The sequence below is a fragment of the Legionella taurinensis genome, assembly GCF_900452865.1.
GTDB lineage: Bacteria > Pseudomonadota > Gammaproteobacteria > Legionellales > Legionellaceae > Legionella_C > Legionella_C taurinensis.
The window spans coordinates 2,641,611-2,666,451 of sequence record NZ_UGOZ01000001.1 but is presented as its reverse complement, the minus strand read 5'-3'; the positions used below and the strand labels follow the sequence as shown (position 1 = coordinate 2,666,451).

Sequence of the window (24,841 nt, the reverse complement as noted above, 5' to 3'; positions counted from 1 at the left end):
TGACTATTTAATCATCCTCTTCATCACAACGCCGCTTCTTGTGAACGGGGTAGGGAAGAAACGGAAGATGAAAACAGACTCGCAAAAACAGGGACTCCGGCGTGAATTAGGCCTCTTCGGTGCAACCATGATGGGTTTAGGCTCCATTATAGGCACTGGTATTTTTGTCAGTGTGGGGGTTGCGGCAGGGAGAGCGGGGCCGTCTGTCATCCTGGCTATCGTCCTGGCTGCACTTGTTGCGGTCTGTAATGCGTTTTCCAGCGCGCAGTTGGCAGCGAGTCATCCGGTGAGTGGGGGGACGTATGAATACGGCTACCGCTATCTGCATCCCTGCCTTGGTTTTACAGCAGGATGGATGTTTTTATGCGCAAAGACTGCTTCAGCGGCCACTGCGGCACTGGGCTTTGCGGGTTATTTAATGCACTTGCTTCATGTGGATTCTATTCCGCTTATTCCTATCGCCGCAATAACATCTATTTTACTCACTATTCTGGTCTTAGGCGGCCTTAAACAAACCCATTGGACAAACAGCCTGATTGTTTCAGTTACATTCATCGTGCTTCTACTCTTCGTCATCGTTGGATTATCAACCCTGTCTGACATTGGCCTTAATAATCTGCAGCCCTTTTTTCCTTCAGAAAAGGGATTGAGTGAATTCTTTTATGCCACGGCATTGATGTTCGTAGCGTATACGGGTTACGGCCGTGTGGCGACACTGGGCGAGGAGGTTAAGAATCCGAAAACGATCATCCCACGCGCCATTATCGCCACGCTCGTGGTCAGTGCCCTACTTTACACTGCGGTCAGTTTGGTCGCTGTGGGAACGGTGGGAGCAGACCATCTTGCCCAATGGACTCATGGCAGTGCAACACCGCTCGAACGGGTTGCGCGTACAATGGAAATACCCGGACTTGGAACGCTCATTGCCCTTGGCGCATGCACCTCCATGTTGGGTGTTTTACTCAATCTCATTCTTGGCCTCTCGCGTGTCGCTTTGGCCATGGGGAGACAAGGGGATTTGCCGGTTGTTTTTGCCCGCCTATCTGCTGCAGGTGTTCCAAGGGCCTCGGTGATAGGGGTGGGCATGCTGGTAACTGGCCTTGTTTTCGTGGGTAGCGTTGAAACAACATGGGCATTCAGCGCCTTGACCGTATTAATTTATTATTCCATTACTAATCTTGCCGCTTTACGCTTACCGAAAGAAGAGCGACTGTATCATCCTGTCTTTGCCGTAGGCGGATTACTGGCCTGTTTATTTTTGGCATTCTGGATTCCTCTAAGCCTTTGGATGATGGGCCTGGGTCTCCTCATCGGCGGACTGGTGTGGCATTTTATCAATCGTTTGGTCAGGCAATCGGGATGAAATGAGCCCTGTTATATGTTTTCCTCAATTTGAAAAATGTCATGCCCTTCATTAAAAAAATTCAATGCATAATGAAGCTGTCCTTTCGTTTCCGCATGTATTTTAAAAAGTGCCTGAGATTTCTCCACATTGGAATTCAATCTCGCCAGAAGCTCAATCCCTGCTGACTTTGCATTAGGGGCTCCCGCTAATTTAGCGATGGTTGCAATATGTCGGTTATCGATGTTTCGAATTAAACCAGAGTACTTTGATTCCACGGTGTAAACAAAGGGTGCGGTTGGAATTTCTTTCATACCACCCTGTGCTTCGCAGATGGCTTTAAATTTTTTCAGTGCCTCGCCACTCTCAAGAATGCTTTGAGCGATGGAAAATCCATTGGAGGCCTTCCTTTTAGGACAAAAATCAATCAATTGCCCTGCTAAAACAAGGGCATGTTCGCGAAGATCAGCTGGCGCCTGTTTGTCATTTTGAAGCACCGATAAGATGTCACGTGCTTCAAGCGCGGGGCCTATGCCGCGTCCGACAGGTTGTGAGCCATCCGTAAATAGGACTTTTATTTTTATATCAAATTGCTCCGCAATAAAATGCAATAAGGTCTTAAGCTGTTCTGCCTGCTCCAAGGTTCTGATTTTAGCCGTGGTGCCAATAGGGACATCAATCACAATATGAGTTGAACCCGCAGCAATTTTTTTTGAGACAATCGACGCAACCATTTGACCCATGCTATCCAGGTTTATCGTGCGTGCAAGCCGGATGAGTAAATCATCGGCTGGACTTAAGCCTATGGCGCCACCCCAGGTAATGCAGCCTTGTTCCTTTTCAATGATTTTTTTCATTGCCTGGATATCGTGAGTGACGTTGGTAAAGACTTCCATGGTATCGGCAGTGCCTGCCGGGGATGTGATGGCGCGAGAGGAGGTTTTAGGAATTAAGAGGCCATAGGCTGCAACAATAGCGACTACTATAGGGGTGGTTCTATTTCCCGATAACCCGCCAACACAATGTTTATCCACAATCAACGGAGCTGACCAGTGTATTCGCTGACCGGTATCAACCATTGCCTGGGTTAAATGAAGAATTTCTTGCCGGGTTAATCGGTTTCCGCCGCTTGCAGCAATAAACATCGCAATGTGAATATCGGACAAGTGTCCTGAAACAACATCCTTGATAATCGAACCGATTTGCAACTTGCTTAATTCATTCCCATAAATTTTAGATCGAATAAAATTGATTGACTCGAGTGTTTTCGGGTGGGCGACCGTGATTTCATCGCCCTGTTTAGCTGACAGCAGTTTCCAGGCATAGTTCGACAGGCTTGCTTCATTAGGCTTCAGAAGATCGGTTTCAATGATATTAAGGGTAGCGATAATGGAACACTTATTGAGCGTTACCATGACTCTGGCTTGAGCATTAAATCCTTCTGATTTACAGATAAGGCAGTCGGCACGCATATAAACAATGGGTTCTTTATGTGTGTTGATCCCTAAATATTTCAGTGAAAGCTTATGCTTGTTGGTCAAGTCTACCCTCAAATCACACTCCGAGCATCCCTATAAGTTAGAATGATTTTTGCCCACATGCAACTCGCTATTTAAAATCGGATTGGCATGATTCGAAGACTAATGCTATAAAAAACAGAGGACTATGGATGAGTGTCCTGGCGGTTAGTCCTAAATTAAAGTGCTGCGAAAAGGATGTTGGACTGATGGATTCCTTTAAAGAATGGTTTGATTCATTCGTTCTGTTTTTGTGTGCCGTGTTTTTTACCGATTGATCATTTTCAAATACAGCCCCCTTCTATCCACTTACTGGAGTTCAAGGGTATAAAAGGGAGTAAATTGGATGAAGATATTATTTATTAATACAGGCCCATGGGGAACAGGCAGTTTTACTTTAAGTCAATGCCTGTCGAGAGAGCTTATCAGTTTAGGGCATAACGTAAAAATTTTTTTCCCTGATTCAAACATTGATTCGTCAGATAAAGAGGACTATTACAGTCATCCAGAACTGTATTCCATTTGGAACTTCCCAATTAAAGCAGGTTCATCGACCCTGCACACGTTTCCTCTGATGATAGGGGATCCTCATCCAAGAAATCCGGATGCAATAACGTTTAAAGCATTATCCAGCAGGCAGCTTGCTGCCTATCAGCATGAATTGCATCGTCAGCTGTCCTCGCTGATAAATTCATTTAAACCCGATATTATTGAGTGCCATCACATTTGGTATCCAAGTTGGGTAATTCACAAACTGGGGCTGAATTACATTGTCACCGCGCATCACAGCGATCAATTAGGTTTCCGCTATGATCCAAAAGTTCAAAAAAAAGCAATTGAAGCAGCGAATGGCGCTAAAAAAATAATCGCTATTTCAGAGTCTGTTAAACAAGAGGTCCTGGAGCTCTATAACGTCCCTGAAGACAAGGTGGTGGTTCTTGCAAATGGGTATGATGCAACGGTTTTTAAACCCAAAAAAGTCAATCGAGAAGAGGTTCTTCAAAAATTAGGCATTCGCATTCCTGGCCATGCCCCGATTGTCAGCTTTGCGGGTAAACTATCCCTGACCAAAGGCGTTGATCTTTTATTGCAGGCCAATAAATTACTCGATGCCAGTTTGGGTATTCACATGATTGTGATGGGGGCAGGTGAGATAGACACCATTCTTAAAACCCTGAGTCCAGCATCGTATAGTTTAAAAAACGTGCATTTTGTTGGCCATCAGCCTCCTGAACGGGTGGCTGATATTCATCATATTGCTTATCTGGGTGTGATGCCTTCTCGCAGTGAGGGTTTTGGCATTTCCTGTCTGGAGGCCATGGGCTGTGGTTTACCTATGATTGTCACTCGCAGCGGAGGCCCTGAGTATTTTGCAGTAGGGAAAATTATAACCAGTGAATCGGCCCAACAATTAGCAGATGGAATGATGGAACTATTAAAAATCCCCGACAGGGAGTATCAAAACCTGCGCACAAAAGCGCTGAAGGCCGCTCAGGGTTATTCATCTTTGTCTATCGCACAACGGCACCTGGCGTTATATGATGAATTATTGCTTTGATTTGAAATTTTACTTGCCGTGTGGATGGCTCGATCAACCGATTCATTTAAGACCATTAACCATTTCATTATTAGAGACTCGATGAAAATTCAATTTTTAGGTGCAGTACAAACAGTCACAGGATCGAAATACCTTATTCAAACCAATCAAATCAATCTATTGGTTGATTGCGGCCTTTTCCAGGGGTATAAGGAGTTGAGGTTACGAAATTGGGCCACTCTTCCGATTAACCCTCAAAAAATTGATTATGTGTTATTGACCCATGCTCATATTGACCATAGCGGCTATATTCCTTTGTTAATAAAAAATGGCTTTCGCGGAAAAATATTGTGCACAGCGGCAACAAAGGACTTATGCAGTATTTTATTGCCAGACAGCGGTCATCTTCAGGAAGAAGATGCACGTTATGCCAATCGGAAGGGCTACTCCAAACATCATCCTGCGTTGCCGCTGTACACCCAGCAGGAAGCGGAGGATGCCTTAAATTATTTTCAGGTTATTTCTTTCGAAGAGCGCATTTCAATCGCTGACAACCTACAGGCTACCTTTTATTATGGTGGTCACATTCTAGGCGCATCGTTCATTCGTTTAGAGCAGGGTCATACCTCCATATTATTTTCAGGCGATCTGGGCCGGCAGGTCGATCCGCTGATGTTTGCACCTAAAGAGCCGCTGTCGTCGGATTTCCTTGTGATTGAATCCACTTATGGCAATCGCATCCATGACAAGACGGACCCCTTGATTCAGTTGAAAGAAATTATTAATCGTACTGTAAAACGGGGCGGCTCTATTATTATCCCCTCGTTTGCCGTTGGAAGAACGCAGTCATTACTTTATTATCTTTATGAATTAAAATCTAAAAATGAAATTCCTGATATTCCAGTCTTTGTTGATAGTCCAATGGCAACCCATGCCACTAAAATTTTTTCTCGTTATGCTGAACAAAATCGATTAACCAGAGAGCAAAACAACGCGGTCTGCGCCATGGCTCATTACATTAACTCAGTCGATGAGTCCATTGCTTTAGATCACCAACAATTCCCGTCTGTTGTCATTTCAGCGAGTGGGATGGCGACAGGCGGTCGCATTCTTCATCACATACGCCATTTTGCACCTGACCCTAAAAACACCATTTTATTCAGCGGTTTTCAGGTCGGTGGAACGCGTGGCGACAGGATGATTCGCGGTGAGAGAGAAATAAAGATGTTTGGGCAAATGATTCCAGTACGAGCTGAAGTAGTACAGATGGACAATATCTCTGCTCATGCCGATTCCATCGAAATGCTCAATTGGTTAGCCCGACTAAAAAAAGCGCCTCGTAAACTATTCATCACCCATGGTGAAAAAGAAGCGTCTCAAGCACTAAAATCTCAAATAGAGCAACGATTTAACTGGGTATGTGAGATTCCTTCTTATCTGGACTCTGCAAGCTTATGCGAGGAGACGTAATGAAAATGCATGCCATGGTGATGGAAAACAATAATCAGAAATTGATCGATACCCAAATCGAAAAACCGACTCCGGATGCGGACCAAATTCTAATTAAAATCACCGCCTGTGGTGTATGCAGAACCGATCTTCATGTGGTGGATGGCGAATTGAAGTATCCCAAACGCCCCTTAGTCCCAGGTCATCAAATCGTTGGCGTTATCGAAGCCATGGGCGAGGAGGTTCGCTCGTTTGCTGTGGGTCAGCGCATTGGGGTTCCCTGGTTAGGCGGTAGCTGTGGTGTTTGTGAGTTTTGTTTGACCGGTCAGGAGAATCTCTGCGATGAGGCCAAATTTACAGGATATCAGATTGATGGTGGCTTTGCAGAGTATTGTGTTGCAAACCATCGATTTTGTTTTCCCATACCGGATGGCTATTCGGATGTGCAGGCTGCCCCCTTGTTTTGTGCGGGACTTATTGGTTATCGCGCCTTATTAAAGACCAGGGAGCCCAAACACTTAGGGTTATATGGGTTTGGATCAGCGGCACACATCCTGACCCAGGTGGCCTGTAAACAAGGACGTAAAGTGTATGCTTTCACAAGCCCCGGTGATACCCAGGCCCAGGAATTTGCCTGTCAATTAGGCGCTGCCTGGGCAGGGGATGCGAATCAATCGCCGCCACACCCTCTGGATGCGGCGATTATTTTTGCACCGGTTGGCGCCCTGGTTCCAGTAGCATTGCAACATACGAGGAAAGGTGGCACTGTGGTCTGCGCTGGAATTCACATGAGTGATATTCCCGGTTTTCCGTATGAACTGCTTTGGGGAGAACGTACGCTTTGTTCAGTGGCTAATCTAACTCGAAAAGACGGCGAGGAATTTTTATCATTAGCTCCTACCATACCGGTTAAAACGGAAATTCATACCTATCCTCTTACCCGGGTTAATGAGGCCCTGGATGATCTGCGACAGGGGCGATTCACTGGATCGGCAGTGATCCTCATTGATAAGGCAGCGGTGATTGAATGACGAAAGAACGTTTAACGGGTGTATTATCGAGCGTTTTACACTCTCGCTGGCAAGTCGTCATTGCCGTCCTTTCTCTCTTGGCGATCGGTGTCCATCTTACCCTCAGTTATTTTAATGCCAGGTTCACTCCTGTTCCCTTGTTGTTGTTAATTGTCATTGGTGGAATACCGTTATTTTTGCAAATTTTTTTGAAACTGCTCAAGGGAAATTGGGGGGCTGATTCTCTGGCTGCCATTGCATTGATCACCGGCATTATCCTGCAACAATACTTAGCCGCATCGTTCATTATTTTAATGTTGGCCACGGGTCAGACCTTAGAGCGCTATGCACGGTATAAAGCCTCATCTGTTTTGTGGGCACTCGTGAAACGAATGCCCACCCTTGCTCACCGCAAAATGAAGAAGGGAATTGAGGATATTCCAGTGGTTGGCATAACGATTGATGATGAACTGGTTATTTATCCGCATGAAACCTGTCCTGTTGATGGCCTTGTGATTGAAGGCAATGGCGCCATGGATGAGTCGTACCTTACCGGTGAACCTTATCAAATTTCCAAGGCGCCTGGCGCCACGGTTTTATCGGGCGCCATTAACGGAGAATCCGTGCTCACCATTAAAGCGACTAAGCGGCCAGTGGATTCAAGGTATGCAATTATTGTAAAAGTATTAGAAGAGGCAGAGCAAAAACGTCCCTCCATCCGTCGATTAGGTGACCAGATTGGGGCTGTCTTTGCACCGCTGGCACTCTTGTTCGCAGCCGGCACCTGGTATTTTACAAAGGATGCCATTCGTTTTCTTTCGGTGCTGGTTATTGCAACGCCCTGCCCCTTATTAATTGCGATTCCCATTACGATCATCAGTGCAATTTCGCGGGCGGCAAAGCAGGCCATCATTATTAAAAATCCTGTTGTTCTGGAACAATTACCAACCTGTACAACAGCCATTTTTGACAAGACAGGTACACTGACCTACGGAAAACCAACGTTAACCGCAGTTTATACCACCTCCGATTACACCGACGATCAATTATTGCAATACGTTGGGAGTCTCGAACGTTATTCCAGGCATCCGCTTGCCAGTGCCGTCATCAAAGCAACACAGGAGCGGCATATTGAGTTGATCGAATCGACAAACGTGTCGGAAAAGCCGGGACAGGGTTTGACTGGCATCGTTAATCATCGACGCGTGGACGTCACAAGCCGAAAAAAATTAGTAGAAATGATGCCGGAATGTCAAGCTTTACTGCCTCCTGTTTCCCCGGGTTTGGAGTGCATCATATTGGTAGATAATCACTATGCAGCCACGTTACATTTTCATGACGCACCGCGGCCTGAAAGCAAATCATTTATCAGTCATTTGATGCCGGCGCATCAATTTAAAAAAATTATGCTCGTTTCCGGGGATCGGGAGTCGGAGGTTAATTACCTCGCGGCGTTAGTTCCTTTCACCGAGGTTTATGCCTCGCAAAGTCCTGAACAGAAATTAGCCATTGTGCGTCGTGAAAGAGAAAAAGCGCCTACTGTCTTCATGGGGGATGGTATCAATGATGCACCGGCTTTAACCGCTGCCACCGTGGGCATTGCCTTTGGACAGCATAGTCAAGTCACAGCTGAGGCCGCCGGGGCGGTTATCATGGAAAACACCTTGAGCAAAGTGGATGAACTGCTCCATTTGAGTATCAGCACGAGGACTATCGCTGCCCAGAGTGCTGTGGGGGGGATGCTTTTGAGTCTCGTTGGAATGGGATTTGCAGCAACTGGCTTTATCGGTCCGGTAATGGGTGCCATACTTCAAGAGTGCATTGATATTCTTGCTATTGTCAATGCCTTACGTCTGGCTGTTGGCTTTAAAATTAAAATTGATTTACCAGACAGTTAAACTGTAGCAGTCATTTTCAGAGCGCTATGCTTTGAAAACAAGAAGATCAATAACCGTAAACTCGGTCAGCAAATCGGGCGTAGCATTCTGACCCTGGGAGAGACGCTTTGAAACCCATGTTATTTTCCTTATTTAACGCTTCAGCAATCAGTAAGCGATTAACGGCCGCGCTTCAACTCGAGGTGGGAGATGTCATGTTACATCGTTTCCCGGATAGCGAATGGTACGTGAAAATTAATTCAAGGATTAACAACCGGGAGCTGATTGTGGTCGACAGCCTAAACCAGCCTGATGAAAAAATAGTGTCGTTATTGTTTTTTGCCAAAACGGCTAAGGAATTAGGGGCAAAACAAATCGGATTGGTTGCGCCATACCTTCCCTATTTACGTCAAGACAAGCGTTTTCAGGAGGGTGAGGGAGTAACCTCGCGCTATTTTGCTGAATGGTTATCCCAATCATTTGACTGGATCATGACCATCGATCCCCATTTGCATCGCTACTCATCCCTGGATGAACTCTATGATATCCCAGCCTTTACGCTACACGCCGCAGCGCCCATAGCCGCATGGATAAAAAAGCATGTGACTAAGCCAATTATCATTGGGCCAGACATGGAAAGCCAACAATGGGTTGCTGACATCGCAGAAAAGGGGCATTTCCCTTACCTGATTTTGGAAAAAAGCAGGCGTGGTGACAATGACGTGGCTATTACAGGGCCAACTATCCCGGGGCTTGAATCCTTTCATCCCATAGTAGTGGACGACATTATCTCTACGGCAGCAACCATGATAGAGGCCGTGAAGTATTTACAGGACGCAGGCGTGAAGTCAGTGACATGCATAGGGGTGCATGCCCTTTTTGCAGAAAATGCGTATTCTATGTTAGCAGGAATGAAGAATACTCACGTGGTCACCTGCAATACAATTAGCCATGCAACAAATGCGATTGATGTCAGTGATTTGATTGTGGATGCCTTGGTAAAAAACAAATTAGTCAAGGCATTGAAAAATAAACGGGGGGACGGGCAATGACACAGGATCATCACCAGGAACATGCCGCTGAGGGCAAAGCGCACACGTGTTGTCAGCAGGAACAAAGAACAAACAAGGCGCATGACGCTGTCACTCAAACAGGAGGAGCAGCCATCTACACTTGCCCCATGCATCCGGAAATCCGCCAGTCCAGTCCTGGTATTTGCCCTATTTGTGGTATGGCATTAGAGGCGGAAACGGTCACTGTCAACGAGGTCAATCCCGAGTACCTGGACATGACGCGTCGATTTTGGATTGCAGCCCTTCTTACGTTGCCTGTTGTGCTGTTGGCAATGGTTGGCCATGGGGTGACGTCGCTCATCCCTGCCGCAGCGTCCAACTGGATTCAATTGCTGCTGGCTACACCCGTGGTGGTGTGGGGAGGATGGCCTTTTTTTGAACGGGGTTGGGCGTCGTTGCAAACTCGGCAACTGAACATGTTTACTCTCATCAGCATGGGCATTGGGGTGGCCTGGGTTTACAGCGTGGCGGCCACCTTTTGGCCTCAAGTATTCCCCCCTGCGTTTCGAGGCCATGGAGGGGTAGTCGCGGTCTATTTTGAGGCAGCCGCAGTCATTACAACACTTGTCCTGTTGGGGCAGGTTCTGGAATTAAAAGCACGCGAGCGCACGGGGAGCGCCATCCGCGCCTTATTGAAACTGGCGCCTGAAAGTGCACACCGGTTGGACGATAATGGCGGTGAAGATGAAGTGACGCTCTATCAGGTAAAAATCGGCGACAGGCTTCGTGTTCGTCCGGGTGAAAAAATACCCGTGGACGGGGAGGTGCTTAAAGGACGAAGCGTTGTGGATGAATCCATGGTCACCGGCGAACCCATCCCCGTTGTTAAGGAGGCTGGAGCAAAAGTCATTGGTGCGACAATCAATCAGACCGGCAGTTTTGTCATGGAAGCACGGCACGTGGGCAGCGATACCATGCTGGCGCGCATCGTGCAGATGGTGAGTGATGCGCAACGAAGCCGTGCGCCCATTCAACGATTGGCCGATACGGTCTCAGGATGGTTTGTTCCGGTCGTGATTCTGAGTGCGGCGCTGTCCTTTATTCTGTGGGCTCTGATTGGTCCACCACCCGCTCTTGGCTATGGTTTAATTGCCGCTGTATCCGTACTCATCATTGCCTGTCCCTGTGCTCTGGGCCTGGCAACGCCAATGTCCATTATGGTGGGGGTTGGCAAAGGGGCGCAGAGCGGCATATTGATTAAAAATGCCGAAAGCCTGGAACGCATGGAAAAGGTCAATACGCTGGTGCTTGATAAAACAGGGACGCTGACCGAAGGACGCCCGGAACTAACGCGCATTGTGACCGACGGCGGGTTTGAAGAGGCGGAGGCATTGGCATTGGCAGCCGCTCTTGAACACCAAAGTGAACATCCACTGGCCAATGCCATTGTGCAGGCCGCCAAAGACAAGCGGTTGTCCCTTGCAACGGTGGAAGGCTTTGAGGCCCCTACTGGCAAAGGCGTTACCGGTCAGGTGGATAATCACCGTGTGGCCATAGGGAATGTGAAATTAATGCAGGAACATGGGAGTGATAATGCTTTTTTGTTTGAAAAAGCGGATGAATTGCGTGCGCAGGGCGCTTCGGTGATGTTCATGGCGGTGGATAATCGCACGGTGGCGCTTCTGGTGGTGGAAGACCCCATTAAATCGAGTACTCCTGAGGCTATCCGCGACCTTCAACAAAGCGGCATCGACATTGTCATGCTCACCGGGGACAGCAAAAAAACGGCCGAGGCGGTCGCCGCTAAGCTGGGCATAAAAAAAGTGGTGGCGGAAATTATGCCTGACGAGAAGAGTCGCATCGTGGGTGAGTTGAAAGCCCGAGGCCTCGTGGTTGCCATGGCAGGGGATGGGGTAAATGATGCTCCAGCGCTTGCAAAAGCCGATATCGGTATCGCCATGGGAACCGGTACGGACGTGGCCATCGAGAGTGCGGGCATTACCTTATTACGAGGTGATTTGCGGGGTATTGCGAAGGCGCGTCGTTTATCAGAAGGGACGATGCGTAATATCCGGCAAAATTTGTTCTTTGCTTTTATTTATAACCTGTTGGGTGTGCCGCTGGCCGCCGGTATCCTCTATCCTTTCACTGGCCTGCTTTTAAGTCCAATGATTGCCGCAGCCGCCATGGCCCTCTCCTCTGTCTCGGTGATTGGTAATGCGCTGCGATTGCGACGAATTAAATTATAAATCGGCGGGTTATGGTGAATACTATTCAACCATTTTAATCAGTAGTAGCCTGGAAGAAGACGCCGCCCGAATCCCGGGTTATCTTATTCCAGACTACATGGTTATTGGCTAACTTCGTTGCACGGTGTAAGAACCGGTTGCCGGTTTGGGGTAATGCGAGCTGGCCCAGACAAAATCCAAATCAAATTCCAATGCCGCATTCGGCTCAAGTTCACATAAACCGATTTCAGCGTGAGATTCAGCATTGAGATCAACCAGGCAGTTTGAAATGGCATTGTCTTTACTAATGAGACCAATCACCCCCTGGTTAATTTGAACATGAATCAGGAGATTGCTTTTTGTACCATTAACTAAGGTCAGGCTTCCTTTTTCCAATGTGATTTCCCAGGCACTGGGGGATGGATTCAGAGTGTCCTCAATTCGCATTATTTGAGCAGAGGCCAAATGACAAGCCAAAAACAAAGCTACGAATAGAGCCGCCTTTAATTTCATATACCCTCCCTGGCATAATGGTGTGGAATTAAATCATGACCTGATTAATTTACTGAATTGGGTCAATAAAGTAAATCAAGCCACGGCTAAATGGCTTTCTTCAAGTTTTCACAGTAAGGGATAAATGATGTCTTTTGATAAAATAATCTGTGTAGGAAAAAATTATCTTGCCCATGCCAAAGAGCTGGGGGATGAAGTACCAGAAAAGCCGGTCATTTTCTTAAAGCCGCCGAGTGTGCTTAGGCAAGTCTCTGGGTGGGGAGAGCAAATCCAGGTTGATTTCCCCCATGAGGACACGGAGGTGCAACCAGAATGCGAAATTGCGCTTCGTCTCGCTCATGATGGCTATAAAATGACAATTGAAGAAGCGAGAAACGCTATTGCGGATGTCACTCTTGGTCTTGAAATGACTCTACGTGGCCGTCAAACGCTGCTTAAGAAACAAGGGCATCCATGGACTACATCAAAAGTGTTTAAGGATGCGGCTATTATTGGTCCCTGGATTCCCTATCAACACTTTAATGACTACATGAGTGCAGAATTCCAATTACGCCTGGATGGAACCCTCCGGCAATGCGCAAAAGGGGCAGACATGATGATGCATCCAGACGATTTATTAGTTTATATCAGCCAATTTTTTCCCTTGAAAGCAGGTGATGTCATTTATACGGGCACCCCTGCAGGAGTGACCTCCATATCAGAACGCACCACCGCTGAATTACGCTGGAAGAATTATTCCTACACCGTAAAATGGAGGTAGCAAGTCGCTTGGGAGGAGGGCTTCGCCCGTATCCCGGGTTTTCATTCATTTCTAAGCCCCTGGACACAAAACGCAGGCTCAAGTGTTACAAATAACGCCATTGAGCATGCAACGACCATGCCAATGCGTCATGGCTGTCAATATGACCACTTTTCATATCAAAAAGTCACTCAATGCGATTCATGTAAACGGTTGACATGTTGAGCAATGAATCGATGCCTATCAACCATTTAATTGAGGAATTGCCTTTCGTCTCCTATATTTAAACTAATCGTGTAAACGACAATTAATTGCTAGCGACGTACTGTTCTTACTGATAACGATAATCAACGGGGTTATGTGGATGGCAAATATTGTCATAATATCCTTAGTTCAACAAAGTGATACTCTCATCTGGAGAGACGCCGTTGCAAACCTGAAGAAAAGTACCAGTAAGCTCCCAGTGCAATTGTTCTCCGGTTCGGATTGCTCAAGGCAAGCCACATGCCCGAGCCCCTGTGGTAATCCATACTGCAAATGCCCCGATATTGAATCATCCATAGACCAGGATTCGTTTGTCATCATTCATCTGGTAAATGACGGGATTATGGGGGAATGGCTCATCGAATTAATAAAGCAAAAAAATCCTAAAGGCGTATTTTGTTTTGCCTGCATACCCGAATTAATGCAATTGACCAGGATAGGGAATTACAGTATGAAGAATTCCTCCGGGGGAATGCCTGGTCCATTGAAGAAGGTTCTTAAATTTTTTTCGGGCGGCCGCGAGGAAGATGTAATTTATGTGTACAGTAAACTCAGTAAAATCACAGCCAGACTGCTGCCATTTATCCCTAAAAAATACAAGGATGTGACCCATTGGATCAACATTGTTTTATATTGGGGACAGCCGGATGTCTATAATCGCGAGCAATTATTACGCTTTATCGGCCGAGAAATATTTGATTTGGACGTGACGTACAAACCGGTCAAAATTATTCCATCTATAGGCTGTTTTGATCCATTCACCGGCGAATTGTTCGTTTCACCGGAGGAGTATTTAAGCGCTAAGCGAAACGATAACGCCTCGTCTACAGCAAAGCCCACGATTGCTTTATTGGTTTTTCGTCAATATGCCATAGAGCGCCAGCCTTTTATTAAGGACGTGGCGGAGAGCTTGTTGGCAAAAAATTTGTTAGTGATACCCATTTTTGCTTCCGGAGTTGAAACGCAGGTTGCGGTCAGAAAATGGTTATTGCAAAAGAAAATTGATTGCATCGTCAACACCATGGGATTTTCGTTGGTCGGGGGACCTGCCATTGCGGGTACCCCGGGTCTCTATAAAACCCAATCGGGAGAATTATTAACCGCGCTGAATATCCCTTATCTGGTTGTTCCGCCCCTAGTGGCCCAAAACTGTGATTGTCTGGAATGTGCTTTTGAGAAAAAGAAAGCCTGCTGTGGTGTCGGTGTTGATTCTTTTCAAAAAATACTGATGTATGACATACCCGAAATGGATGGCGCGATAGTGCCCTTAATCTCCGGGGCAATGCGGCAAAACCTGATTCAGGGTATACCCAACAGGATTCATCAAATCGCCAATCAGGTGTCAGGTTGGGTTAATTTAAGAAAGAAAGAGAAGCAGCAAGTTAAAATCGCCCTGGTGATCTATAATTTTCCCCCCGGACAGGGAAAAGTAGGGACCGCGGCCTTGCTAAACATCCCGCTCTCGCTTCTTTCAATGGTTAAACGCTTGCGTGAAGAAGGTTACAGCATAGACGACTTCCCCCAGGAGGAAGAGGCTTGCAAGGCGATGATCAGTCGATTTGAAGGGCGTAATGCACCCAAACAGGCTTCTGTCCAGGAGTATCGTCAATTATTAGATAGTGCAACTCAGGCCCGGATTGACGCGAAATGGGGGAATCCTCCCGGTAATATTGATCCGGTTGACCGACAGACCATTCGTTTAAATATTCAAGAGTTCGGTAACCTGTGTGTGGGCGTCCAGCCTGTTCTTGGGGTGCCAGGGGATCCCATGCAATTCTGTTTCGATAAAGAGTTCACCCCTCATCACCAGTATGTTTTATTTTATCGTTGGATTAAGGAATGTTGGGGGGCTGATGTATTAATTCATGTGGGTATGCACGGTACGGTAGAATGGATGCCCGGGTTACAACTGGGCCTTAGCTCTTCCTGTTGGCCTGATATCCTTCTCGGGGATTTGCCCAATATCTACTTGTATCCCCTCAATAATCCATCCGAGGCCATTATTGCCAAGCGCCGTGCAAACTCTGTGATTGTAAGCCATATGTTACCCCCTTACGTCAGGGTGGGGGATTATTCGCGTATCAACGAGATGAGGACGGCACTGGCTGATCATGATCTGCCGCTGGAGGACGTTTTTTTTGATTTGGAGAAGTTGCCCGATGAAACAGACGCTGACTTCAGGAAACGGGCTGGTGCTTACATTGACGACATAGAAGAGCATCTCATCAGTATAGGCCTGCATGTTTTTGGTAAAAACTATGGTCTTGAAGAAATAAAAATGTATTGTTATTCAATTCTTAACGTCAATGGCGGCGAAAAGCCTGGTTTGTCGGAACTAATCCGGCGTGAGCTGGGGTGTGACAAAGGGAAAGCCTGGCAATTATCCTGTCAGCTGATTGATGCCACCATCATCAATCAATCCAATGTTAAAAAAGCCTGGCAAAAAATAATTGGCAGCGCGACCGCTTGTCCTTTGGATGAGTTAACTCCCATTGTCGAAGAAGGACTTCGCATCGCGTATCATTGCGCGAATAATAATCATGAGGCGGATGTATTAGTTAATGTGCTGGCTGGCGGTTATGTGGCGCCGGCGCCAGGTAGAGATCCTTTGCGTAGCGGTTCAATCGCTTTGCCCAGCGGCCGTAATATTTATGGGACGGATCCCTGGCGTTTACCCGACCCTATCGCTCTTCCGCGTGGTAAGGAGTTAAGCGAACAACTGATTCAACGCTTCCTGCAAAAGCACGATCAACACTACCCCGAAACCATTGCCATCACCTTATGGGCGTTAGATACGATTAAAACAGAAGGGGAATCGCTGGCGACGATTTTAAGTTTAACGGGAGCTGAGCCACTTTATGATGGCCAGGGTAAAATTTATCGATACCAGCCTATTCCTTTGGAAAAATTGGGGCGTCCTCGTATTGATGTCTGTGTGGATATGAGTGCCATATTCAGGGACTCCTTTTCTCATTTAGTTAATCTATTAGATACATTATTCATTGATTTATCGCATCTCGAAGAGCCTGTCAGCGAAAATTATATCCGTAAGCACTATCTGGAGGCTTTGAATGCAGGTATTTCCGAAGAAGATGCTTCTTCCCGTATTTTCTCAAGACCCCCAGGGCGTTATGGGAATGGTATTGATCAATTAATTCAGGAGTCTGCCTGGGAAGACGAAGACGAACTCGAAAAAGCACTGATTCAAACCAGTTCGTTCAGTTATGGCGGAGTGAAACAAGGGAAGCCTTGTCCGCAAATCTTCAAAAAAATGCTGGCCACCGTAGACAATACGTTTCAACTCATGGATAGCACCGAATACGGTTTAACCGACATTCCCTTTTACTTTTCGAGCAGCGGTGCTTTGCGTATGGTGGCTGAACGGATTTCAGAGAAAAAAATTGATTTGATCTATGCAGAAACCTATGCCGGTAAAACCAAAATCAATGAGGCCAAGGAGTTGGTTGCCAGAGAAGTGCGTGCCAAATTACTCAACCCCCAGTGGCATAACGCCCTGATGAACAATGGCTATGCGGGAGCGGCTGAGTTGGGTAATCAATTTACCAATGTGTTAGGCATGGCTGCCATTGAAAAAAATATCGACAAATGGGTTTTTGATGAAATGGCAGAAAATTTTATTCTCAATCAGGAAAAAAGGGAGTGGCTGGAAAAAGCGAATATCAAAGCCCTGGGAAATATGATTACTCGTTTACTGGAGGCCAATAATCGCGGCGCCTGGGATGCCGATGAAGACATGCTCAATGCATTGGAAAGTTTCTATGATGAAATCGAAGACAAAATTGAAGGTATTAATAATGGAAACAATACAGAGTCCAAATAGAGTCTATCCCTTTGCCGGTATTGTGGGACAACACGGATTAAAAACCGCTTTGATTTTGAATGTGATTGATCCCAGCATCGGAGGGGTGCTCATTATGGGGCATCGCGGAACGGGAAAAAGCACCATTGTCCGCTCTCTGCATGCCTTGTTACCCGCTCAAAAAGCAGTAAAAACGTGTACCTATGGCTGTGATCCTGAGAACATTTCGGTGCATTGTCCCGAGTGCCAGACCCTGCTTGGAGAAAAAATGAAACCGGCTTTTATTAAGCGGGGCGTGCCCATTGTCGATTTACCTCTTGGTGCGACAGAAGACCGTGTCGTGGGCTCTCTGAATATAGAGACGGCACTCACGCAGGGGAAGCAGACGTTTTCGCCAGGGCTTATTGCAAAAGCCAATCGCGGTATTCTTTACATCGACGAGGTGAATCTGTTGGAGGATCACCTGGTGGATTTGCTGTTGGATGTGGCAGCCAGTGGCGTCAATGTCGTTGAGAGAGAGGGAATTTCCATTCGTCATCCCGCTAAATTTATCCTGATAGGAAGCGGCAACCCGGAGGAAGGGGATTTAAGGCCGCAATTACTGGACCGTTTTGGTCTAAGCGCGCATATCGAAACCTTAACCAGTGTGGAAGACAGAATGAATGTGGTCCAGAAACGGCGTCTGTTTGACCAGGATCCAGCGGCGTTTAATCTCGCTTTGGAGAAAGAACAACAAAAACTGAAAAACAGGATTAAAAAGGCACAAAAAAAGTTGCCTCACATTGTTCTCCCCGAGGCGGTGATTTATAAAATCGCGGAAATTTGTTCAAAATTGAATGTGGATGGGCATCGTGGCGAACTCACTTTATGCAGGGCCTGTGCGGCCTTGGCTGCCTTTGAACAAAAACAAGAAGTCAGTCTCAACCATCTGGCAGTATTAGCCCCGTTGGCACTCAGTCATCGATTGAGAAAAGATCCGCTGGAAACCATCGATGATGTGACCAAAATTGATAATGTAGTTCACGAAACCCTTGGATTGCCTCATGAAAAGCATTAACTCCTTACCCATACCCGCCATGGTTGGATTAAAGCTGGCAAAAAAGGCGCTATTTCTTTTAGCGATTAATCCGCGTTTGAAAGGCCTGATGCTGTCGGCGAAAGCGGGTAGTGGAAAATCGTTACTCAGCAGTGCGGCTGCGAATTTATTTGCTGGCAAAAACCTGGTAAACCTGCCGGTGCATATTGATGAAGCGAATCTCCTTGGCGGGGTTAACCTTGAGGAAACCATAAGATGCGGTCATAAAGTTGTTACTGACGGCTTACTCAGCAAGGTGAATCATGGCATTTTAATTTGCGAAAGCATCAATCTCTTATCCCCCAACATCAGCAATATTGTACTGAATGCCCTGGATGCAGGTTATTTACGCATTGAAACCACAGGCATCAGTAAATCGATACAAACCCATTTTCTGTTGATTGGTGCATACAATCCTGACGAGGGCGTCCCCCGAAAACATTTGATGGAACGCGTGGGACTGCATGTCCATCTGCCAGGGAATGACAGCAGCGAGTTGAGGAAAAAAATAATCACTCATAATCTTCTGACCGATGAAGCCCTTGAGGCAGAATGGCAGGATGAAGAAGAAATTTTAATGGGCGTTATTCAAAGCGCGCGTGAATTGTTGCCTAAAATCGAGCTGACCACCGAGCAGATTAGGAAAGTTGTTGAAGTGGCTGCTTACTGTAAAGTGGAGGGCAGTCGCGCGGATATCTTTGCTGTGGAAGCGGCCCGAGCGGCTGCTGCCTTGGCTCTTCGAGATGAAGTTCTCGATGACGACATCCAGTTGGCTTTAAAATGCGTTATTTTCCCCCGAGCCCAAATCAGTGAACAGGAACTGGCAACCCTTCTTCAGGACGAAAATAAAGTGCAGCAATCCTCTAACAGTCAGGACAGTACGGAGGTGCCGTCAACAGAAGAGCCAGGACAGAACACGACGCTTGAAAATTATGATTCTGATTGGAAGACGCGAGAACCCTCGTCATTGGAGGGCAACCAGAATAATCAGGATTTAGACCATTTGGATAGTCTCTCTGCCGAGATTGAGAAAATGGCGGACACGGTTTTTGAATCAGAGGAAGTCATTCTACCCTCTGATATTATCAATTTATCTCCTTTTCGCTCCAGGGAGTCGTCAAGCAAAACAGGATCTCAGGGTAAAACGCTGGCAAGTCATGGCCATCATATTCGCAGTAGGCCGGGTGATCCCAACAAGGGGCCGATTGATATTATTGCAACATTACGCGCAGCGGCGCCCTGGCAAAAGGCCAGAAAAAAAGAAAACAGAACCTTAGTCATTGAAAAAGAAGATATTCATGTCAAGCAATACTCTGCCAAAGCCGGTACTTTATTTATTTTTGTTGTTGATGCAAGCGGTAGTATGGGCATCAATCGCATGAGGCAAGCCAAAGGAACGGTTATCAGCCTGTTGGAGCATGCTTATATTCACCGTGATCAGGTGGCTTTAATCTCGTGCCGAGGTCAAGCGGGTCAAATTATTCTGCAGCCAACGGCCAGTGTTGAGTTGGCTAAGAAGCATCTTGATATTTTACCAACGGGTGATGCCACACCCTTGGCCTCTTCTTTGATGCAGGTATTTGATGTGATCCAATATGCCAAACACATTGGGATACACCAATACATTCTGGTTTTAATGACGGATGGGAACTCCAATGTCGGCATTCATGCCAGCCAGAAAGAGGATATCCTGAACGAGTTACAAATTCTCTGTGGCGCCATGGTCAAGGCGGGAGTGCAATCGATCGTTATCAATACAAGAAAAATTGTTTTAAAGCAAAACGCCGCCAAAAAAATCGGCGAATGGCTTCATGCAAACTATTTTGATTTAGGCAGTAAATTGGATACAAAGCTGGCTGAAAAAATTAAAGGGTCTTTTCAGTAAGCGATAGATGCAAAACTGGAGCTTAGTTGGAGGATACGCCATGACCTTATCTTCTCGGTTATTTGAGCAGGCGCAGGCTCTTTTTCCTGGCGGAGTCAATTCACCGGTCAGAGCGTTTAAGTCCGTTGGTGGAACACCGGTCTTTTTTAAAGAAGGGCGGGGTGCTTATTTAATCGATGTCGACGGCAAAGAATACATTGATTATGTAGGGTCATGGGGGCCTATGATTTTAGGGCATTGCAACCCAGCGGTTGTGGAGGCAGCCCGAGAAGCGGTGGGGCATTTTTTAAGTTTTGGCGCACCTTCTGTGCAAGAAATGGAGTTAGGGAAACGAATCATTGAATTAATGCCCTCCATGGAGAAAATCCGTTTCATGAATTCCGGCACCGAGGCGACGATGACTGCCCTACGCCTGGCTCGCGGATATACCGGTCGAAATAAAATTATAAAATTCAAAGGCTGTTATCATGGCCATAGTGACTGTTTACTGGCAAAAGCCGGTTCAGGTGTATTGACTTTAGGTATTCCCTCAACTCCGGGTGTTCCTGCGAGTGTCACGGAGCATACTCTGGTCGCTGATTATAATCAGCTGGATGACGTGGCATTGCTGTTTAAAAATAATGGCCATGATATTGCCGCGATCATTGTAGAGCCTGTCTGTGGCAACATGGGGTTTGTATTGCCTCAGGAAGGATTTTTACAAGGCCTCAGAGCCTTGTGTGACCAATACGGCGCTTTGCTGCTCTTTGATGAAGTGATGACCGGATTTCGGGTGGCTTTGGGCGGTGCGCAATCACTTTTCAACGTTAAACCGGATTTAACAACCCTTGGAAAAGTCATCGGCGGTGGGATGCCTGTTGGTGCCTTGGGTGGTCGAGCAGAAATCATGGACTGCTTGGCCCCTGTGGGCGGGGTTTATCAGGCAGGAACCTTGTCTGGCAATCCGTTGGTGATGACAATTGGCTTAGCCACGATTAATCAACTGGCTACCCCGGGATTTTTTGCCCGCCTCTCTAAAACGACCAATGCTCTGGTGCAGGGATTGAATGAGCTGGGAGATCGTTTGGGGATCCCGCTGCATGGGCTCTCGAGAGGCGGGATGTTTGGTTTCTTTTTTAATCCTAAAAAGGAAATTGCTCATTTTTCCGATGTTGCCGAAGGCAACGAAGCCCTGTTTAATTTTTTCTTTCATGGCATGTTGGATAAAGGAATATACCTTGCGCCGTCCATGTTTGAGGCGGGATTTGTTTCCATTTGCCATGGTCAGGATGAAATTGACAAAACCCTGTCTGCCGCCGAAGAAACGCTGCAGGATTCCATCAAAAAAAATTTAATGCCCCCCAGCAGGTCTGTAGCCGAAGCGCCAAAAGAAAAGACACATCAGGAGGCATTAATTCAAACAGCGGATTATTTCAATCAAACCGGATTTGAGCGGTGGAAATTAATTTACAGCAACAGCGATAAGGCGAATTTTATTCAAAAAATTATCAGGAAGGGTCATAATCGGATCATTGAGAGCCTGATTAAGTACCTGACTGAGACGAATAATATCAGGGGTAAACGTTTTTGTGACGCGGGGTGTGGCGTGGGTATGGTTGCTATTGAACTGAGTAAACAAGAGCCCTCCGCTATTTTTGCATCGGATATTTCACAGGCCATGGTTAATGAGGCAAAAAGTCGCTATCAACAGCAGGGTAATTTAAAAACCGAGGCCCATTTTACCGTTTCCAATTTAGAAGACTTGCAAGGAAAATTTGATAATGTCATTTGTCTCGATGTTATTTTTCATTATCCGCAGGCAGCCGCCGAGCAAATGGTCGATAAACTATTTCAGTTAAGCAATCACATGGTGATTATTAGTTTTGCTCCCTACAGCATTTTTTTTGCTGGCTGGAAAAAATTAGGAGAGTTTTTTCCAGGGGCAAAAAAAGCGACCCGTGCCCATCTATTGAAAATGAAGCCATTTATTAATCTGGCAAAAAAATATCACTTTAAACCGGTTTTCATTAAAAAAACCAAAGCGGTTTTTTACTATTCAACATTGGTTATTTTTGAAAAAAAACCCTAGCCGATGGTTCAAAAGGCCATTGTCTTATGCTGCGGCGCGGTAAAGAGGCTGGACGCTGCTGTGATTACCTTATCGTCCTTCTCCCTGGCCCCGCTGGTTTATGGTTAGACGGATTAAAGGTGGTCCTTTGATGGGGAATCCTTGATTTCAACCGTATCGGATGGGGTCTCGGATGCATCTTTGCGCGAAAATTTTCCATGGATGCTGATATCAAGTAAGTGCCCATAATAGTCCATCTCTTTAAAGTTATCTAATCCCTGGGCAACACGAGACGCTTTGAGATATTTTTCTAACCAATCACTGAATTCATTAGTTCCTTCTAAAGCCGCCGTCACACACCCGTAGGCCGTGGCTACAACGGCACAATTACGTGAGCTTTTGTCTTTTGACGGTGCATGATAATTAGCAACCGCATCGGCTAAAGACAATTTCCCCGCCAGGTGTAGTACTTTCTCAGTTGATTTGATCAGTTCTTTATCATTTTTTTGTTGATAAACAACGTCCTTCAATTGATCAATGGCCTTGTCGAGTTCACAAATATAAAGATAAGGGGATTTCATCCTGGATTTATTGTATTTTTGGGCAATTTTATTAAATAATTGATACATGACATAACCTTGAGTAATCGATTTCCCACATGCCTTAATGAGCATGAAATGGCTTTTGTGTTTTTTATTATAGCATGTGAGTGATTTTATTGGTCTGGATGCATCCGCAAGGACGTAGCTTGGGAGTAGGGCTTGGTCCTCCGACCAGTGACGTTGGCTTTAAAAAATGAATTGTTATGAGTAGTCACATTTATCGTAATCCAAATAAATACAGTAAAAACAATAGCCTGCAATATGATTTTGCAATGAAATTGCTCAGAAAAATTTCATTAGTCAAAGAGTCCCATGTATTGGATATTGGATGCGGTGATGGAGTAATTACCAATCAAATGGCTGAGATGGTTCATGAAGGCGATGTGACTGGCACCGACATCTCTGAACAAATGATTGAGTTTGCTTCTAAAAAATACATGGATCAAGATAACTTGCGTTTTTTAACCATGGATGGCAGTAGAAATATTTTTAGAGAACAATTCGATGTTATTACTTCTTTATTATTAGTACTATCAAGGGAGATAGTGCTACTGATGTAAATTTGCTAAAAACAAATAATGCAAAAACAAAGAGTATAAGAATTAAACTTGTGACTTTGTGTATTTGATTCACATGCTCAATCATTAAATATTTTCCTCCCTCTAGTCTCAATCAAGAAAAGAAAATGGTATTGCCCAGAGATTATCTCCAAATGACAAACATTTATCTCCATTATAGAGAACGATCCCGCTTACCCAATTTTTATCCGCTAAACTGGCCAGTTTTCTCAATCCACGGAAATCTTGATTAAGAATAGTTTGACTTGCTTTAACTTCAATACCAATAATCTTGCGAGCATGATTTTCAAGAATAAAATCCACTTCCACTTGGTCTTTGTCACGATAGTAATAAATATTCCATGGCTCATTTGCTAGAGTGCACATTTTCAGTAATTCGCTATATACCCAAGTTTCTAGTAAAGCTCCAAAAGAAGATTTATCTTTTTCAATGCTTTCGATGGTAACTCTGTTCAGGCATGCCAAAAGACCACTATCAATAAAATGAATTTTTGGTGTTTTAACTATCCTGCTTAAGGTATTGTCATGCCAAGGTCTTAATTGATGTACTAAAAATAATGTTTCCAGTAAACCGACATACTTTTGTGCTGTTTTGGTATCTAAATTTAATTGCCCACCAATTTGAGTAAAATTGGTTAATTTTCCTGATTGTTGAGCTAGTACCTCCAGTAATCGAGGCATTTCCACTAATTTTTCTATTGATGAGATATCTTTTACATCTCGTTCTACTATTGCTTTGATATAAGATTTAGCCCAAGCATTGCGTCTTTCAAAAGTTGGTCTCGTTAACATTTCGGGATATCCACCTGTCAGAGCTTGTGAAATAACGTCTGATTGCTCTGAACGTGTTGTTTGATTTGGCCAGGATTGATCTAAGGCATATTTTATAAAGTGATTTTCTCTACGTTGAATTTCAGCCAGAGAAAGTGGAAATAAGGTTAATATTTCCATTCGACCAGCCAAGCTATCTCCAATTTGAGGTAATGCTAGTAAATTGGCTGATCCAGTTAACAAAAAGCGACCGGGCTGTCTATTTTCGTCAATTGAGCGTTTTATCGCACGGAGTAATTCTGGAGCGCGTTGAATTTCATCTATGATTGCTGTATCGATTCGACTAACAAAGCCTACAGGATCTTGTTTTACTGCATTAAGGATATTGTCATCATCCAAGGTATAGTAGGGTAGGGAGGGTGAGTATTCTTTGACTAAAGTGGTTTTTCCTGATTGCCGAGGCCCGTTAATTAAAACAACGGGTGTATCCTTCATGGCAATTTCCATTCGACTTTTAAGTTGTCTTGTAAAATTATCTGTTTTCGTATTCAAGAAGGTGTCCTAAGGTTCGTCT

General features: G+C 45.5%; 18 protein-coding genes and 1 pseudogene. 15 read left to right on the top strand and 4 right to left on the bottom strand.

All coding sequences use genetic code 11. From position 1 onward, the window contains the following. The first annotated feature begins 67 nt into the window (after nt 1–67). Entirely contained in the window at nt 68–1,363 is a 1,296-nt protein-coding gene (locus DYE45_RS12160) for an APC family permease (RefSeq protein WP_108294177.1), read from the top strand. 11 nt (nt 1,364–1,374) lie between these two features. Here DYE45_RS12160 and DYE45_RS12155 read toward each other — a convergent pair whose 3' ends face one another. After that, on the bottom strand, nt 1,375–2,883 hold the full coding sequence (locus DYE45_RS12155) for a thymidine phosphorylase family protein (RefSeq protein ID WP_115300961.1): 1,509 nt from the start codon (nt 2,881–2,883) through the stop codon (nt 1,375–1,377). A gap of 322 nt (nt 2,884–3,205) precedes the next feature. Between DYE45_RS12155 and DYE45_RS12150 the strand changes: the two genes are divergently transcribed. The 7 genes from DYE45_RS12150 (at nt 3,206) to DYE45_RS14725 (ending at nt 12,106) form a co-directional block, all read left to right on the top strand. Then, entirely contained in the window at nt 3,206–4,417 is a 1,212-nt protein-coding gene (locus tag DYE45_RS12150) for a glycosyltransferase family 4 protein (protein ID WP_115300960.1), read from the top strand. A gap of 81 nt (nt 4,418–4,498) precedes the next feature. Continuing rightward, on the top strand, nt 4,499–5,866 hold the full coding sequence (locus tag DYE45_RS12145; protein WP_108294171.1) for an MBL fold metallo-hydrolase RNA specificity domain-containing protein: 1,368 nt from the start codon (nt 4,499–4,501) through the stop codon (nt 5,864–5,866). Between the two features lie 5 nt (nt 5,867–5,871). Continuing rightward, the gene (locus DYE45_RS12140) at nt 5,872–6,876 is read left to right on the top strand and encodes a zinc-dependent alcohol dehydrogenase family protein (RefSeq protein WP_115301080.1); all 1,005 of its coding nucleotides are present in this window, start codon (nt 5,872–5,874) and stop codon (nt 6,874–6,876) included. After that, entirely contained in the window at nt 6,873–8,753 is a 1,881-nt protein-coding gene (locus DYE45_RS12135; protein ID WP_108294169.1) for a heavy metal translocating P-type ATPase, read from the top strand. The genes DYE45_RS12140 and DYE45_RS12135 overlap by 4 nt, the downstream gene beginning before the upstream one ends. 107 nt (nt 8,754–8,860) lie before the next feature. Further along, nucleotides 8,861–9,784: a ribose-phosphate pyrophosphokinase gene (locus DYE45_RS12130; RefSeq protein ID WP_108294167.1), complete on the top strand. Its 924-nt coding sequence runs from the start codon at nt 8,861–8,863 to the stop codon at nt 9,782–9,784. Beyond that, entirely contained in the window at nt 9,781–11,994 is a 2,214-nt protein-coding gene (gene copA / locus DYE45_RS12125) for a copper-transporting P-type ATPase (protein ID WP_108294165.1), read from the top strand. The genes DYE45_RS12130 and copA overlap by 4 nt, the downstream gene beginning before the upstream one ends. After that, nucleotides 11,963–12,106 (top strand): hypothetical protein, encoded by a 144-nt coding sequence (locus DYE45_RS14725; RefSeq protein ID WP_160160733.1) that lies wholly within the window; start codon nt 11,963–11,965, stop codon nt 12,104–12,106. The genes copA and DYE45_RS14725 overlap by 32 nt, the downstream gene beginning before the upstream one ends. Here the strand turns inward: DYE45_RS14725 and DYE45_RS12120 are convergent. Further along, nucleotides 12,103–12,486: a hypothetical protein gene (locus DYE45_RS12120; RefSeq protein ID WP_108294163.1), complete on the bottom strand. Its 384-nt coding sequence runs from the start codon at nt 12,484–12,486 to the stop codon at nt 12,103–12,105. The genes DYE45_RS14725 and DYE45_RS12120 overlap by 4 nt on opposite strands. A gap of 124 nt (nt 12,487–12,610) precedes the next feature. Between DYE45_RS12120 and DYE45_RS12115 the strand changes: the two genes are divergently transcribed. The 6 genes and pseudogenes from DYE45_RS12115 (at nt 12,611) to bchM (ending at nt 22,337) form a co-directional block, all read left to right on the top strand. Next, on the top strand, nt 12,611–13,246 hold the full coding sequence (locus tag DYE45_RS12115) for a fumarylacetoacetate hydrolase family protein (protein ID WP_108294161.1): 636 nt from the start codon (nt 12,611–12,613) through the stop codon (nt 13,244–13,246). Nucleotides 13,247–13,583: 337 nt separating this feature from the next. Continuing rightward, nucleotides 13,584–17,330: a magnesium chelatase subunit H gene (gene bchH, locus DYE45_RS12110; protein ID WP_115300959.1), complete on the top strand. Its 3,747-nt coding sequence runs from the start codon at nt 13,584–13,586 to the stop codon at nt 17,328–17,330. After that, nucleotides 17,305–18,366 carry a magnesium chelatase ATPase subunit I gene (gene bchI, locus DYE45_RS12105; RefSeq protein ID WP_207393870.1) on the top strand — a complete coding sequence of 354 codons (1,062 nt, stop codon included), beginning with the start codon at nt 17,305–17,307 and terminating at the stop codon, nt 18,364–18,366. The genes bchH and bchI overlap by 26 nt, the downstream gene beginning before the upstream one ends. Next, nucleotides 18,353–20,269 carry a magnesium chelatase ATPase subunit D gene (gene bchD / locus DYE45_RS12100; RefSeq protein ID WP_115300957.1) on the top strand — a complete coding sequence of 639 codons (1,917 nt, stop codon included), beginning with the start codon at nt 18,353–18,355 and terminating at the stop codon, nt 20,267–20,269. Before bchI ends, bchD begins: the two co-directional genes overlap by 14 nt. 40 nt (nt 20,270–20,309) lie before the next feature. Then, nucleotides 20,310–21,578, top strand: a pseudogene (gene hemL / locus DYE45_RS14930) (glutamate-1-semialdehyde 2,1-aminomutase); the annotation flags it as partial. Between the two features lie 24 nt (nt 21,579–21,602). After that, the gene (gene bchM / locus DYE45_RS14925) at nt 21,603–22,337 is read left to right on the top strand and encodes a magnesium protoporphyrin IX methyltransferase (protein ID WP_242602728.1); all 735 of its coding nucleotides are present in this window, start codon (nt 21,603–21,605) and stop codon (nt 22,335–22,337) included. A gap of 113 nt (nt 22,338–22,450) precedes the next feature. Here bchM and DYE45_RS12090 read toward each other — a convergent pair whose 3' ends face one another. Then, the gene (locus DYE45_RS12090; RefSeq protein ID WP_133138212.1) at nt 22,451–22,990 is read right to left on the bottom strand and encodes a hypothetical protein; all 540 of its coding nucleotides are present in this window, start codon (nt 22,988–22,990) and stop codon (nt 22,451–22,453) included. A 131-nt stretch (nt 22,991–23,121) separates the two neighbouring features. On the opposite strand from DYE45_RS12090, the gene DYE45_RS12085 reads away from it, so the two are divergent. After that, nucleotides 23,122–23,478, top strand: a complete 357-nt coding sequence (locus DYE45_RS12085; protein WP_108294149.1) for a class I SAM-dependent methyltransferase — start codon at nt 23,122–23,124, stop codon at nt 23,476–23,478. 108 nt (nt 23,479–23,586) lie between these two features. Here the strand turns inward: DYE45_RS12085 and DYE45_RS12080 are convergent, their stop codons facing one another. Next, nucleotides 23,587–24,819, bottom strand: coding sequence for an ATP-binding protein (locus tag DYE45_RS12080; RefSeq protein ID WP_174703689.1), 1,233 nt, complete (start codon nt 24,817–24,819; stop codon nt 23,587–23,589). Nucleotides 24,820–24,841: the final 22 nt, after the last annotated feature.